General features: G+C 68.8%; 13 protein-coding genes and 1 pseudogene. 9 read left to right on the plus strand and 5 right to left on the minus strand.

Translation table 11 applies throughout. The features are described 5' to 3' along the window. Positions 1–54: 54 nt before the first annotated feature. From ACFY1U_RS07970 to ACFY1U_RS07985, 4 genes are all read left to right on the plus strand, one after another. Positions 55–1509 carry an ABC transporter permease gene (locus ACFY1U_RS07970; protein ID WP_390693245.1) on the plus strand — a complete coding sequence of 485 codons (1455 nt, stop codon included), beginning with the start codon at positions 55–57 and terminating at the stop codon, positions 1507–1509. Between the two features lie 190 nt (positions 1510–1699). After that, a complete protein-coding gene (locus ACFY1U_RS07975; protein ID WP_390693246.1) occupies positions 1700–2383 on the plus strand; it encodes an ABC transporter ATP-binding protein in 684 nt (227 codons plus the stop codon). A gap of 212 nt (positions 2384–2595) precedes the next feature. Beyond that, positions 2596–5883 carry a S8 family serine peptidase gene (locus ACFY1U_RS07980; RefSeq protein WP_390693247.1) on the plus strand — a complete coding sequence of 1096 codons (3288 nt, stop codon included), beginning with the start codon at positions 2596–2598 and terminating at the stop codon, positions 5881–5883. An 80-nt stretch (positions 5884–5963) separates the two neighbouring features. Then, positions 5964–6734: a group II truncated hemoglobin gene (locus tag ACFY1U_RS07985; protein ID WP_390693248.1), complete on the plus strand. Its 771-nt coding sequence runs from the start codon at positions 5964–5966 to the stop codon at positions 6732–6734. A 160-nt stretch (positions 6735–6894) separates the two neighbouring features. On the opposite strand, the gene ACFY1U_RS07990 is transcribed toward ACFY1U_RS07985, so the two are convergent. After that, positions 6895–7806 carry a helix-turn-helix domain-containing protein gene (locus ACFY1U_RS07990; RefSeq protein ID WP_390693249.1) on the minus strand — a complete coding sequence of 304 codons (912 nt, stop codon included), beginning with the start codon at positions 7804–7806 and terminating at the stop codon, positions 6895–6897. A gap of 171 nt (positions 7807–7977) precedes the next feature. On the opposite strand from ACFY1U_RS07990, the gene ACFY1U_RS07995 reads away from it, so the two are divergent. Next, complete coding sequence (locus ACFY1U_RS07995; RefSeq protein ID WP_390693250.1) at positions 7978–9018, plus strand: NAD(P)-dependent alcohol dehydrogenase; 1041 nt, start codon at positions 7978–7980, stop codon at positions 9016–9018. A gap of 115 nt (positions 9019–9133) precedes the next feature. Next, a complete protein-coding gene (locus ACFY1U_RS08000) occupies positions 9134–9517 on the plus strand; it encodes a VOC family protein (protein ID WP_390693251.1) in 384 nt (127 codons plus the stop codon). A gap of 69 nt (positions 9518–9586) precedes the next feature. Here ACFY1U_RS08000 and ACFY1U_RS08005 read toward each other — a convergent pair whose 3' ends face one another. The 3 genes from ACFY1U_RS08005 to ACFY1U_RS08015 form a co-directional block, all read right to left on the minus strand. Beyond that, positions 9587–10690, minus strand: a complete 1104-nt coding sequence (locus tag ACFY1U_RS08005) for a serine hydrolase domain-containing protein (RefSeq protein WP_390693252.1) — start codon at positions 10688–10690, stop codon at positions 9587–9589. Between the two features lie 8 nt (positions 10691–10698). Further along, positions 10699–11208 carry a DUF4291 domain-containing protein gene (locus ACFY1U_RS08010; RefSeq protein ID WP_390693672.1) on the minus strand — a complete coding sequence of 170 codons (510 nt, stop codon included), beginning with the start codon at positions 11206–11208 and terminating at the stop codon, positions 10699–10701. 63 nt (positions 11209–11271) lie between these two features. Further along, positions 11272–11838 carry a hypothetical protein gene (locus tag ACFY1U_RS08015; protein WP_390693253.1) on the minus strand — a complete coding sequence of 189 codons (567 nt, stop codon included), beginning with the start codon at positions 11836–11838 and terminating at the stop codon, positions 11272–11274. A gap of 358 nt (positions 11839–12196) precedes the next feature. Here ACFY1U_RS08015 and ACFY1U_RS08020 point away from each other — a divergent pair, with 358 nt between their 5' ends. Then, entirely contained in the window at positions 12197–12820 is a 624-nt protein-coding gene (locus ACFY1U_RS08020; protein WP_390693254.1) for a hypothetical protein, read from the plus strand. Between the two features lie 404 nt (positions 12821–13224). Continuing rightward, the gene (locus tag ACFY1U_RS08025; RefSeq protein WP_390693255.1) at positions 13225–13713 is read left to right on the plus strand and encodes a hypothetical protein; all 489 of its coding nucleotides are present in this window, start codon (positions 13225–13227) and stop codon (positions 13711–13713) included. Between the two features lie 51 nt (positions 13714–13764). Here the strand turns inward: ACFY1U_RS08025 and ACFY1U_RS08030 are convergent. Further along, positions 13765–13920, minus strand: a pseudogene (locus ACFY1U_RS08030) (DUF4291 family protein); the annotation flags it as partial. A 178-nt stretch (positions 13921–14098) separates the two neighbouring features. On the opposite strand from ACFY1U_RS08030, the gene msrA reads away from it, so the two are divergent. Beyond that, positions 14099–14611, plus strand: a complete 513-nt coding sequence (gene msrA / locus ACFY1U_RS08035) for a peptide-methionine (S)-S-oxide reductase MsrA (protein WP_351462256.1) — start codon at positions 14099–14101, stop codon at positions 14609–14611. The last annotated feature ends 6 nt before the right edge of the window (positions 14612–14617 follow it).

A 14617-nucleotide genomic window follows, 5' to 3' on the forward strand; every position in this document is an offset into this window, starting at 1 on the left:
GTCTCTTATCGGCGCCTTATCGAGTCATCACGGGGCGTCCCTAGCTTGCGGCGCATGTTCTTCACCTACCTGAGGCGCGAACTGCGCCGCCGCAGAAAGGCGGCCCTCGTCGTCGCCTCCGGTCTTGCCCTCGGCATCGCGCTCGTCATCGTGGTCAGCTCCGTGTCGTCCGGCATGGGCAAGGCGCAGGACAAGGTCCTCCAGTCGCTGTACGGGCTGGGCACGGACATGACGGTCACCAAGGCTGCGACGCCCACGGCGGGCAACTCCCAGCGTCCGCGCTTCCAGTTCGACGCGCGGGGCAACGACGACACCTCGACGCAGAGCAGCGACCGGGTCATCGTGCAGGGCTTCACGACCCTGGCCGCCTCGACCGTCACCGAGGTCGGGGACCAGAAGGGCGTCTCGTCTGCGGTGGGCGGACTGAGCCTCAACGTGCTGAAGGTCGACGGGCAGTTCACCCGCGGGCAGTTCCAGCAGAACCAGAACTCCGGGGGCGGCCAGGGCGGACGCGGCGCGGGCGGCGACACCGGGCAGCCGCAGGGCGAGGTGCGGGGCGGCGGCGCGGACTTCGACATCAACCAGTACACGGTGTACGGCACCGACGTCACGAAGACGGCACTCGGCCCGCTGACCTCGTCGAGGATCACCAGCGGCCGTACCTTCAAGACGACCGAGACGGACGCGAAGGTCGTCGTGGCGGACTCGGCGTACGCCAAGGAGAAGAAGTACAAGGTCGGTTCGACCGTCACCATCAAGGGCGTCAAGTTCAAGGTGATCGGCATCGCGACCGCGGACAGCGGTGACGCGGCGGCCAACCTGTACATCCCGCTGCGGCAGGCGCAGACGCTGGCCGGCGAGAAGAACAAGATCACCACGGTCTACGTCAAGGCGACCGACTCCCAGCAGATCGACTCGGTCAAGTCGACGATCCAGAAGAACGTCTCGGGTACGACGGTCACGACGTCCACCGACCTTGCGAAGACGGTCTCCGGGTCGCTGTCCACGGCGTCGTCCCTCGCGACCAACGTCGGCAAGTGGCTGTCGATCGCCGTGCTGGTGGCTGCGTTCCTGGTGGCGGGGCTGCTGACGTCCTCCGCCGTTTCGCGGCGGGTGCGGGAGTTCGGCACGCTGAAGGCGCTGGGGTGGAAGTCGGGGCGGGTGACCCGGCAGGTCGTCGGCGAAGCCATGGTCAACGGGCTGCTGGGCGGTGCGCTCGGTATCGCGCTCGGTCTGGCGGGGGCGTACGTCGTGACCAGCGTCAGCCCCACGCTGCAGGCGCAGTTGGGCGGCGGTACGGGCGGGCTGGGTGGTCCTGGGGGCGGCTTCGGCGGGCCCGGGCGGCGGGCGGCGAAGACGCTGGAGGTCGCGCTGACGGCACCGGTGAGCGTGACGACCATTGCGCTGGCGGTTGCCCTCGCGGTGGCCGGCGGTCTGATCGCCGGTGCCTTTGGAGGCTGGCGGGCGTCGCGCTTGCGTCCGGCGGATGCGCTGAGGCGCGTCGAGTAGCTGAACGTCTGCTGCGGCTGGGGCGGGTAGGGCGGGTCTGCTCGGCTGCCGGCGGCTGAGCGGCTTTCAGGGGCGCGGGGCTGTATCGATGTGCGGCTCCGCCGCGTGGGCGCGATCAGCCCCCACCCGCCCGCAGCAAAGACACGACGCGCACCACCCCAACCCCCATACACAACCCGGGAGTCACCTCATGTACGAACTGAGAAACCTCACCAAGCGCTACACCCGGGGCAAGGACACCGTCCACGCCCTCGACGGAGTCGACCTCTCCATCGCCGACGGCGACCGCCTCGTCATCCAGGGCCCCACCGGCGGCGGCAAATCCACCCTCCTCCAGATGCTCGGCGGTCTCGACCGCCCCACCTCCGGCGAAGTCGTCCTCGACGGCACCGACCTGGCCAGGCTCTCCGAGGCCAAGCTCACCAACGTCCGCAGCGAGAACATCGGTTTCGTCTTCCAGTCCTTCAACCTCATCCCCACCCTCACCGCCCAGGAGAACGTCGAAACCGCTCTCGTACCCCTCGGCGTGAAGGTGAAGGAGCGACGCGAGCGGGCCGCGGAGGCGCTGACCTCGGTCGGACTCGGCGAGCGGCTGGGACACCTGCCCGGCGAGATGTCCGGAGGACAGCAGCAGCGCGTCGCCATAGCCAGAGCACTCGTCAAGCAGCCGAAGGTGCTGCTCGCCGACGAACCCACCGGAAATCTCGACGAGTCGATGCGCGACGAGATCATGGAGGTGCTGGAGCGCATGTGGAAGGAGCTCGGGCTGACCTTCATCATGGTCACCCACGACTCCGCGATCGCGAAGAAGGCCCCGCGGCTGGCGACGATCCGTAAGGGCAAGCTCACCGTCAAGGAGAACGGGGGCGCGTAACTGCGCGGTACGGTAACGGCTTTGGGACCGGCTCGTAACAGTCCCCAGGCTCGCCTCTTACCTCCCTCTCAACTATTGAGCTACCTGATCACCCCCCGGCATACTGCGTGTTCCGGGGGGTGCACGCGTTCATGTGTGCGGGACCGCCCCCGGCCGGGTGACAGGGGAAAACGCCCGGTACTTCATCTCCAGGGGGAGACTTGCGCAGACAAGTGAAAAGAGCATGCGCGGCCACCGTTGCCACGGCGGCCGCCGTGGCCCTGGCGGCGGGCATGACCAGCCCGGCGTCCGCGAGACCGGAACAGTCGACGACTGCTCCGCAGACTCAGCTCACGTCCAAGCACCGCATCACCCTGATCACCGGCGACCGCGTGGTCGTCGACTCCAAGGGCCGGGTCGTCGGCCTGGAGCGGGCGAAGGGGCGCGAGCACATACCCGTTCAGTTCCGCAAGGCCGGCGGGCACACGCTCGTCGTACCCGCGGACGCGGCCCGGATGGTCGCCACCGGCAAACTGGACCAGCGGCTGTTCGACATCACCGAGCTCAACAAGTCCGCGACCCGCAAGTCCCAGGCCAAGGGCCTGAAGGTCATCGTCGGCTACCAGGGCGCGGCGACCGCCGCGAAGGCCGACGTCCGTGACGCCGGCACCCTCCGCAGGACCCTCAAGTCCCTGAACGCGGACGCCGTTCAGACCCCGCAGAAGGAAACCCCCGAGCTGTGGGACGCCGTCACCAACGGCGGCAAGGCAGCCTCGGGCATCGCGCACGTCTGGCTCGACGGCACCCGCAAGGCCAGCCTCGACAAATCCGTCCCGCAGATCGGCGCGCCGAAGGCATGGGCCGCCGGCTACGACGGCAAGGGCGTCAAGATCGCCGTACTGGACACCGGTGTCGACGCGACCCACCCGGACCTGGCGACCCAGGTCATCGAGTCCAAGAACTTCTCCACCGCCGCCGACGCCACCGACCACTTCGGGCACGGCACACACGTCGCCTCCATCGCGGCGGGCACCGGCGCCAAGTCGGGCGGCAAGTACAAGGGTGTCGCGCCCGGCGCGAAGATCCTCAACGGCAAGGTCCTCGACGACACCGGCTCCGGTGACGACTCCGGCATCCTCGCCGGCATGGAGTGGGCCGCCGACCAGGGCGCCGACATCGTGAACCTGAGCCTCGGCGGCCAGGACGCGCCCGGCATCGACCCGCTCGAGGCCGAGGTCAACAAGCTGTCCGAGCAGAAGGGCATCCTCTTCGCGATCGCCGCGGGCAACTCCGGCCCCGAGTCGGTCGGTTCGCCCGGCAGCGCCGAGGACGCGATCACCGTCGGCGCGGTCGACGACCACGACAAGCTGGCCGACTTCTCCTCGACCGGCCCGACCGTCGACGGCGCCATCAAGCCGGACGTCACCGCGCCCGGCGTGGACATCACGGCGGCCGCGGCCAAGGGCAGCGTCATCGACCAGGAGGTCGGTGAGAACCCGCCCGGCTATCTGACCATCTCGGGTACGTCGATGGCGACGCCGCATGTGGCGGGTGCCGCGGCGATCCTGAAGCAGGAGCACCCGGACTGGAAGTTCTCCGAGCTCAAGGGCGCGCTGACCGGCTCCGCGAAGGGCGGCAAGTACACGGCGTTCCAGCAGGGCGCGGGCCGTATCGCCGTCGACAAGGCCATCAAGCAGTCGGTGATCGCCGACCCGGTGTCGGTGAGCTTCGGTGTGCAGCAGTGGCCGCACACCGACGACAAGCCGGTCACCAAGCAGCTGACGTACCGCAACCTCGGTACGAAGGACGTCACGCTCAACCTGTCCGCCGCCGCCACGAACCCCAAGGGCCAGGCGGCCCCCGCGGGCTTCTTCAAGCTCGCCGCGACGAAGCTGACCGTCCCGGCGGGCGGCAAGGCGTCCGTGAACCTGACGGTCAACACCAAGCTGGGCGGGACGCTCGACGGCGCGTACTCCGCGTATGTGACGGCGACGGGCGGCGGCCAGACCGTGCGGACCGCGGCCGGTGTGCAGCGCGAGATCCAGTCGTACAGCGTGACGTTCAAGCACATCGGGCGTGACGGGCAGCCGACCGGGAACTACAACGACCTCCTGATCGGCTACTCGGGCCTGGCGGAGGGCCGCGGCTACCCGGTGACCGTCTCGGACTCCGGTACGACCACGATGCGTCTGCCCAAGGGCGACTACCTGCTGGACGCCTGGATCGCGAAGGACTTCGTGAACTTCGAGGGCGGCCTCGACTGGCTGGTCCAGCCGAAGCTGAGCGTCACCAAGAACACCACGGTGACGATCGACGCCCGTAGGACGAAGGCGGCCGACATCACGGTGCCGGACGCGGCGGCCAAGCAGCAGCTCGGGATGATCAGCTACAGCTACGACCCCGCGGGCGGCTTCGGCTTCGGCCTGAAGTCCTTCGCCGACGTGCGCATGGCGCCGCTCGGCGGCGAGGTCACGGGCCTGCACCAGACCTGGAACGGCCAGTGGACCAAGGGCGACGACGCCGAGTACGACGTGGCCACCACCGCCAAGGTCAAGAAGATCCAGGGCGACAAGGTCCGCCACTTCACGGCGAGCGAGCTCGCCACGGTGAAGAACAACCTCGGTTCGGGAACCCCCGGCAAGACCGGCGCGCTGCAGCCCGTCGGGCTGTTCCCCGAGGACGCCGTCTTCGCGAACGGCGTCGAGCAGAAGCTGCCGGGTGCGCGCACGCTGTACCTGTCGACGTCCGACAAGATCCAGTGGACGTGGGACTTCGTGCAGATCAAGGGCCATGACGCGAGCGGTCTCCCGATCCCGGAGGCGTCCGCCACGCTCGGCGACCCGCAGACCTTCAAAGCCGGCCAGAAGTACACGAAGACCTTCAACACGGCGGTCTTCGGCCCGCACCTGAACAAGTACTTCGGGCTCTTCCGCGAAGGCAACAGCATCTACGGCTCCCTGCCGCTGTTCGCCGACGGGGCGGGCCACGCCGGCTCCTCGGACCTCACCGCGGTCGCCACGACCCTCTACCGCAACGGCACCAAGGTCGGCTCCAACGACGACCCGCTGTTCGGTGAGAAGGAGTTCAAGGTCCCGTCCGGCGAGGCCGAGTACAAGCTGACGACGTCCGTGAAGCGCAGCGTCCTGGTCGCCGAGGCCTCCACTCGCATCGACGCGAGCTGGACGTTCCGCTCGAAGAGGACCTCCGACGTGGCCACCCTGCCCGCGTCCATGGTCCGCTTCAACGCGACCACCGGCCTGGACAACAAGGTGGAGGCCGGCAAGACGGTGACGATCCCGGTCACCGTCGAGGGCGCCGCCAAGGGCGGCAACCTCAAGTCGCTGTCCGTGTACGTGTCGTACGACTACGGCCAGACCTGGACGAAGCTCGACGTCGTGGGCGGCAAGATCAAGGTGAAGAACCCGGAGAAGGGGCAGGCCATCTCCTTCCACGCCAAGATCACCGACAAGCAGAACAACAAGTCGACGATCTCGATCTACAACGCGTACTACGCCAAGTGAGCCGCAGGTTCGCTGAGCGCTGAGCGAACCGCCCGCCGGAACTACAGCTTCCGGCGGGCGGTCCGTGTTTCCGTGGGCGCATGACCACACAGACCGTCGAGTACATCCGCTACCGCATCCCCGAAGACCGCTCGGCGGAGTTCCTCGCCGCCTACACCCGGGCCGCGGTCCAGCTGGCCGCGGCACCGCAGTGCGTGAACTACGAACTCGCTCGCTGCGAGGAGGACTTCGAGCACTACATCCTGCGCATCACCTGGACGTCGACCGAGGACCACCTGGAGGGCTTCCGCAGCTCGGACCTGTTCTCCGACTTCCTCACGGAGATCCGCCCGTACGTCGGCGACATCGAGGAGATGCGCCACTACAAGCCGACGACGGTACGGGGTACGGGCTCCTCGGTGCCGACGCTGTACGACTGGGCCGGGGGCGCCTCCGCCTTCACCCGTCTGACGTCGGTCTTCTACGACAAGGTCCTCAAGGACGACCTCCTCGCCCCGCTCTTCGCCGACCTCGCCCCCGACCACGCGGAGCACGTCGCCCTCTGGCTCGGCGAGGTCTTCGGCGGACCCGCCACCTACTCCCTGACCCAGGGCGGCCACGGCCACATGGTCGCCAAACACTTCGGCAAGCACATCACCGAGCCGCAGCGCCGCCGCTGGGTCAACCTCATCGAGGACGCGGCGGACGAGGCCGGCCTCCCTACGGACGCCGAGTTCCGGTCGGCGTTCTTGGCGTATGTGGAGTGGGGGACGAGGCTGGCGGTGTACTTCTCCGGCCCGGACGCCAAGCCGCCGGCGGAGCAGCCGGTGCCGCGGTGGACGTGGGGGACGATGCCGCCGTATCAGGGGTGACGTCTTTGAGCGCCGGTGAGTAATCCAGCCCGTCGTGGGGGTCCCCCCGCTCGAGCGAAGCCGAGAGTGGGGGAGTTTGAGGACGAGGCCGTTCAGGCCGACAGCGGGGGTCTGGGGGCGGCAGCCCCCCAGCAGCGGCGCGCCAACCGCAGGGCACCCCTCAGCCGGACGTCGCCGACTGCCCCGCCCGAGTCGCGTCCGCCCCCCAACTGGCCAGCAGCCGCAACGCCTCCGCCGACGCGGACCCCGGCTCGGCGTGGTACGTCGTCAGCGCCTGACCGTCGTCGTCCGCGGACCGGAACGACTCGAACTGGAGCGTCAGATCACCGACCAGAGGGTGGTGCAGACGCTTGACCCCGTAGCCCTTCTCCTTCACGTCGTGCGTGGCCCACAGCCGCCTGAACTCCTCGCTCTTCACGGAGAGTTCGCCCACGAGGGCGGACAGCCGCGGGTCGTCCGGACAGCGGCCCGCGTCCATCCGCAGAAAGCTGACGATGTCGCTGGCCTTCTGCTCCCAGTCGATGAACAGCTCCCGGTACTCCGGCCTCAGGAACACCAGCCGCGCCCAGTTCCGCTCGTGCGCCGGCAGATCCCCCCAGTCGCCGAAGACGGCCGCCGCCATCCGGTTCCAGGCGAGGATGTCCGACCGCCGCCCGGAGATGTACGCCGGCACCCCGTCCATGGAGTCCAGCAGCTGCCGCAGCGCACCCCGCACCTGCTGCGACCGCGCCGCCGGCTTCTTCTTGTGCTGCTTCGGCTTCGCGAGGTGCGTGAGGTGCGCGTGCTCGGCGTCCGTCAGCCTGAGCGCCCGCGCGATGGCGTCGAGCACCTCCGCCGACACGTTCCGCCCGTTGCCCTGCTCCAGGCGCGTGTAGTACGCCACCGAGACGCCCGCCAGCTGCGCCAGCTCCTCGCGGCGCAGCCCCGGCACCCGCCGGTGCCGGCCGAAGTCCGGCAGCCCCACGTCCTCCGGCTTCAGCCGGGCGCGCCGGGTGCGCAGGAACTCACTGAGCTCGGCCCGCCGGTCCAGAGCCCCCGCGGGCTCGGGTACGGGATGGGGCTGTTCGTCCATGCCTCAAGTATTCACTGTCGTACGCACACCATCCTGACCCCGCCAGTGGTAGGCACAGCGGACGTACGCAGAAGCGTGGGCTGGGTGAGGTCCGTGCGGTCCGGCATGCTGAACGACATGCCCGGTCAGAAGGCAGCCGGGCGCGTAATGACTGCTAGGAGACCCTTCGGCATGACCACTGTTGCCGCTTACGCCGCCCCCGCCGCGAAGGCTCCGCTGGAGCGCACCACGATCGAGCGCCGCGAGGTCGGTGAGTTCGACGTCCTGATCGACATCAAGTTCGCCGGTATCTGCCACTCCGACATCCACCAGGCGCAGGAGGGCTGGGGCGAGGCGATCTTCCCGATGGTCCCGGGCCACGAGATCGCGGGCATCGTCTCCGAGGTCGGCGCCGGCGTCACCAAGTACCAGGTCGGCGACCGTGTGGGCGTCGGCTGCCTGGTCGACTCCTGCCGGGAGTGCGAGAGCTGCAAGGCCGGCGAGGAGCAGTACTGCACCGGCGGCAACGTCGGCACGTACAACTCCATCGGCAAGGACGGCGAGCCCACCTACGGCGGCTACTCGGAGAAGGTCGTCGTCGACGAGAACTTCGTCGTCCGCATCCCCGACGCCCTGTCGCTGGACGTGGCCGCGCCGCTGCTGTGCGCCGGCATCACCACCTACTCCCCGCTGAAGCACTGGAACGCCGGCCCCGGCAAGAAGGTCGCCATCCTCGGCATGGGCGGTCTCGGCCACATGGGCGTCAAGATCGCCCACGCGCTCGGCGCCGAGGTCACGGTCCTCTCCCAGTCCCTGCGCAAGAAGGACGACGGCCTGAAGCTGGGCGCCGACCACTACTACGCGACCAGCGACGAGCAGACCTTCAAGGACCTGCAGGGCTCCTTCGACCTGATCATCTCCACGGTCTCGGCCCCGCTCGACTTCGGCGCGTTCCTGTCGCTGCTGAAGCGGGACGGCGCGCTGGTGAACGTCGGCGCCCCCGAGGAGCCGATCGCCCTCAACCTCTTCTCGGTGATCGCCGGCCGCAAGACCCTCGCCGGCTCCATGATCGGCGGTATCGCCGAGACCCAGGAGATGCTCGACTTCTGCGCCGAGCACGGCTTCGGCGCGGAGATCGAGGTGATCAGCGCCGACCAGATCAACGAGGCGTACGAGCGGGTGGTGGCGAGCGACGTCCGCTACCGCTTCGTGATCGACACCGCGACGATCTGACGGGTCCGATCGGTGGGGCCCCGGCGGAACGTGCCGCCGGGGCCTCTCGCCGTTCTGAGGCGAGAATCACCCCGTCTGTCCTGCGGAGTATCTTGGGCGTGAGGAGGCCCACACGATGAACGTGCAGCTGAACCACACCATCGTCGCCGCTCATGACAAGAAGGCGTCGGCCCAGTTCCTCGCCGACATTCTGGGGCTGGATCCCAGCCCGCCGTTCGGCCCCTTCATCCCCGTCCAGATCCCGAACGGGGTGACCCTCGACTACATGGAGGCGGACGGCGACATCACGCCGCAGCACTACGCGTTCCTGGTGTCCGAGGACGACTTCGACACCATCTTCAGCCGCATCCAGGACGCCGGGCTGACCTACTGGGCGGACCCGTACCACCACCGCCGCGGCGAGATCAACCACAACGACGGCGGCCGGGGCGCGTACTTCGACGACCCCAACGGCCACAACCTGGAGATCATCACCAGGCCGTACGGCAGCGGGAGCTGATCTGAAGGTCGGGGCACCGATGGGCAGCCCCGGCGCGTCCGTCCGGGACGCGCCGGGGCTCAGGCATGTTCAGGCCCGCAGTCCCACGAGACCGTCGTAGGCGGACATGACGATCTCCAATCCCCGGTTGTCGTCGGCGGGTTCGCGCATCTGGTTCGTCACGTACGCCACCACCATCCGCGCCTCGGGTTCGATCATCACCAGCGACCCGCCCCAGCCGCCCCACCCGTAGGTGCTGCCGAAGAGCCCGTAGCCCAGCCCCCAGCGCACCGGCATGCCCAGCACCCGGTCGTCGCCGCTGAACTGCTCCTCCCGGGCGCGCTCGCACCCAGCCTGCGACAGCAGCCGCACTCCGCGCAGCGTCCCCGAGCAGGCCATTGCCGACTGCACGAGCGCGACGGACCGGGCGTTGCCGAATCCGCTCGCCGCGGGGATCTGCGCACGGCGCCAGGCCACGCTGTTGCCGTCCCGGACCCGCAGGGCGGTCCCGGCGGCGGGGGTCGCCCTGCCGGGCGCACTCGCGGTGTACTCCTCGTCCCGTCCCGGCGGCGGCACCGTGAGCGCCACGCGCCGGTCGTGCTCGGCGGCCAGCCCGATGTGGAAGTCGGCCCCCAGCGGCCCGGCGATCTCCTGAGCGAAGAACTCGCCCACGCTCCGCCCGCTGACCCGCCACACCACCTCGCCCACGAGGAATCCCTGGGTGAGCGAGTGGTACCCGGCCGCGCTGCCCGGCTCCCACTGCGGGGCCTGCGCGACGAGCCGTGCCGTGGCGGCCGGCCAGTCGTAGATCTCCTCGACGGGCCCGTCCCAGTCGGGCAGACCGGCGGTGTGCGACAGCAGATGCCGGACGAGGATCCGTTCCTTTCCCGCCGCGGCGAACTCCGGCCAGTACCGGGTCACGGGCGCGTCCAGGTCGATCTCGCCGCGGTCGGCGAGGACGAGCGCGCACAGCGCCGTCATGGTCTTGGTGACGGAGAAGACGTTGACGATCGTGTCCCGCTCCCACGGCACGGTGCGCCCGGCGTCGGCGAACCCGCCCCACACGTCCACCACCGGCTCCCCGTCCACGAAAACGGCCACCGAGCCGCCCGTGTCCCCGGCGTCCAGCAACTCCGCCAGCCGGTTGGGCACCGCGGTGAACAGATCGTCGTACGAGCCCTGGATGTCAGCCATGCGTGGCATTAGCCCGCATCGGCACACGGCGCGGCAACTGAATTTGCGGGCGTCCGCTGTCGCTCGCCGAGCGGGCGGCCGGACGGGGCCGACGGACGCAGATGGGCCAGGAGTTCGTCCGCCGCAGGGTAGGGGCGCTCCCGCGGAAGCAGCCGGGCCGCCGAGCCGAGGTCGCCGCCGTCCACGTACGCGCGTATCTCCCGGGCCAGCGGGGTCACATCACTGATGGCGACCGTCCACTCGTCCGCGTAGCGGCGTACGGCCTCACCGGAGAGACCGAGCTGCAGCGACCGGTACGGCAGCGGCTGCAGCCGCAGATCCCGCTCGGGATCCCACTGCACACGAGCCGGCGCCCTCTTCAACGCACGCTGCCAGGTGGCACGGTCGGCATGCACCTGAGGTTCGTAGCTCGACAGACACGCCTGCCGCAACGCCCACTCGAAGCCGCCCCGGCCGATCTCCACGGCGAGCACGGTCTCCTGGCCTGCCTTGGTACCCCAGCCGCAGCGGTACATCATCCAGAGGAACGACGGCTTGATCCACGTCAAGCCTCGCTCGCAAACCTTTGCGGGAGGCCGGGTTCAGGCCGGTCTGCGTGTCCACAGACACAGATCGCTGCTCGTCGCCACGGCTATGGTCTGACCGGAGGGAGAAAAGCCGGCGGCTCGGAACTCGGAGTAGTCGGCGTGGAAGATGTGCCACCACTGCTCTCCGTGCGGACCGGTGTGAGGCAATCCCCCGTCCCGGGACAGCAGGACCCGATCATGGGGCCAGGCCGGGGTGACGACCTCCAGGGTCCAGCCGTCCGCGGTCACCGTGTCAAGTCCTCCCCCGAAGAGCCCGGCTATCCGCACCCTGCTCCCGGCGATCGGACCCAACCCAGGGCATGACAGGTCGGAGGATGCGTCGGGAGTGTCCTCGTCCGGGTCCGGGTCGGGGTCGTGGTCCCGGGCAATCTTCTCCCCGGTGACGGCGTCGAAGAGCCCGTGACCTTGGTGCGAAACGACCATCACCAGGTCGTGACCGCTGTCGGGGTGCGACGCGAAGCCGATCCCGAGAAGTCCACCGACAGGCACGCCGTACTGGAAGACACGCTGCCAGGGTTCGGGCGCGGGCACCACAGGGGCGGCGAGGAGCCGATCCCGCATGGCCTCTTGGTACGCGGAAAGTACCGGTTCACGCCTTCGTCGCTTCACGGCGCCTCCTCCTTGGTCCACTTCATCAACACTCCATGATCCATACGCCGGGCCGCGATGCACCGTTCGGCGATCACCGCGCCAGCGTGCCTTCGGTCTCGAAGGCCGGGGAGGCCCAGGGCGACCAAGGCGTGGTGGCTCGTGCAGGGAGAACTGCCGGTCGGTGAACTACGCGAGTACGGGATCGACCAGCCGACAGTGCTTCAAAGGCTGCATCCTGCGCATCTACGGAGACACGGCCCGCCTCCGTCGCTGACCTGCCGACAAACTCGGGTGCCTGTCCAGCGCGGCGCTGTTACGGTGCCGCACCGTGAGTACGGACATCCATGGCGGCATCGAGTTTCGTCACCCTGGCGTCGGCACCGACTACTACGACGGCGAGCCGTGGGTAGCGGCCATGGATCTTTGGCCGCTGTATGACCAGACCGACTACGCGGCTTTCGGCTGCCTCTTCGGAGTGCGCAATTACGCGGGCTTCCGACCTCTCGCGCCAGACCGCGGCCTTCCCGCCGACCTGTCGAGCGGGATGCGTTCGCAGTTGGGGTCCTGGGTTGCAGCGGACGACCTTCATGGCGCGACCTGGGTCAGCTGGGCGGAGCTCGCTTCGATGGATCTCACGACCGCGCCTGATCACTTCATCGGCCGGCTGACCTGGCGCACGAAATCGCTGCCATCGACATTGCATCAACAACTCGTGTCCGATTCCTGGCCGTCGGAGACTCTGTCCGCGGTAGGCACCCCACCCGCGGACCTGCACAGCGCGACAGGACGCGTGGAGTGGACCACCGACGAAGTGATGTGCACATACGAACCGCTGACGGTCGGCGCCGTCCTGGGACCTGAAACGCACTGGCCACATGTCTTCGCCGTGATGAAGGCCATGGCAGGCCGCTTCGGCGATGACGGCGTCCGCCTGGTCGTGGCGTTCGACTGACGGCAGAACCACTCATCTCATACGACTCAGCAGCACTGTCGGGCCCTCGGGCCCCCACTAGCCACCCGCGATCCTCTCCAGGCAGCCACCTGGCTCGCCTCGCACGTCGGCCCTCCACCCCGGCCGGCCTTCTCCGGCAGGCCATCAGGAGCATGGGCGGTGTCTGTGAGGTCTTGCTCGGCTGGCGGTACGTTCTGCCCGGCGAACGGCCACCCCTGGCAGTATCTTGACCGCGACATCAACGGCCACGGCGGGACCGGCGTCTCCTGCCCGATCGGTGTGGCTCCGACCAAGGGGGGAGTGTCGCCATCGAGCCTGATTACCTGGCGGCTTTGTGGCTGGAACGGCATCCGTCGGGCCCTCCCGTCGCTCACACGTTCCGCACCAGGTACGCGGATCGCTGGGTGCGCTTCCACAGCCTTCCTGGCTCGAAGCGTTACCCGGAGTCTGAGGACGAGTACGCGATCGTGCTGGACCGGTACAACACGATCCTCGACGAGTTGTTCGCGGGCACGGACGTGTTCGTGGTGACCATGGACTGGTCGAACACACTGACCGGGCCTGCGGGCCACCCGACGCCACGACAGACACTGCACCCCGACGGCATCCGCTGGTGGACAGAGTCGGAGCAAGACGACCCCGACCCCGAGTTCCACACCCACACACGTCTGTACGCCGACCAGCGCCGGTGGAACCGTGGCTGCCTCGACGGGCTGTTGCGAGCCGTCGCGGACGAGGCGCTCGTCGAAGTCTTCGTTGCCGACACGGAACTGCAGCGCATCCACCATCCCTACGACGGCGGCGCAGACGTCATCCTTGCCACGCCTGCAGAGCGTGACTGTGTGCGTGGCCAACACACAGACTGGCTTTCCAGCCACCCAGCCGGCCTCTGAGAGCCGCAGCCGCTCCCCATTGCCCGGCTGACGCGCAGTGGTCTGTCAACGCGGCTTGATGACCCAGGTCATCCGGTCCCGCTTCCACGTGGCAGGGAAACGTCCCTTGCGGACCGCGGGCCCGCCGATTTCCGGTGGGTAGGCCTGGTAGACGATGATCGTGGACTCTGTGTAGACCGCACGGATGCCGCGCTGTGGATCTTCCATGGCCTACAGCGTGAGGGACCGCCGCCCCGCGCGGCGACCGGTTTTCGAACGGGGGGTGGCCGGGCGGTCGTGGAATCGCCTGGAACCCTCGCGCGTTGAGGGGGGTGGGCTCGGGATGCCGATGGTGTGCGAGCCGCGTCGCCCGAGTGACCGAGCTGAGAGATTTTGGAGGGCTGCAATGGCTGCGCAGACGCAGAGGGCCGTGCTGGCGGGCGGATGCTTCTGGGGGATGGAAGAGCTGATCCGCCGGCTTCCGGGCGTGACGGCGACCCGCGTGGGATACACCGGGGGTGACGTGCCGAACGCGACGTACCGCAACCACGGCACGCACGCGGAGGCCATCGAGATCCTCTTCGACCCGGAGAAGACCGACTACCGCGCGCTGCTGGAGTTCTTCTTCCAGATCCACGACCCGAGCACCAAGAACCGTCAGGGCAACGACATCGGCCTCAGCTACCGCTCGGCGATCTACTACGTGGACGACGAGCAGAAGCGGATCGCCGAGGAGACGATCGCGGACGTGGACGCCTCCGGCCTGTGGCCGGGCAAGGTCGTCACCGAGGTGGAGCCGGTCGGCCCCTTCTGGGAGGCCGAGCCCGAGCACCAGGACTACCTGCAGCGTTACCCGGACGGCTACACCTGCCACTTCCCCCGCCCGGGATGGCGGCTGCCCGCCCGCACGGAGGGCTGAGCCCCC

Source organism: Streptomyces sp. NPDC001351 (genome assembly GCF_042896045.1).
Classification (GTDB): Bacteria; Actinomycetota; Actinomycetes; order Streptomycetales; family Streptomycetaceae; genus Streptomyces.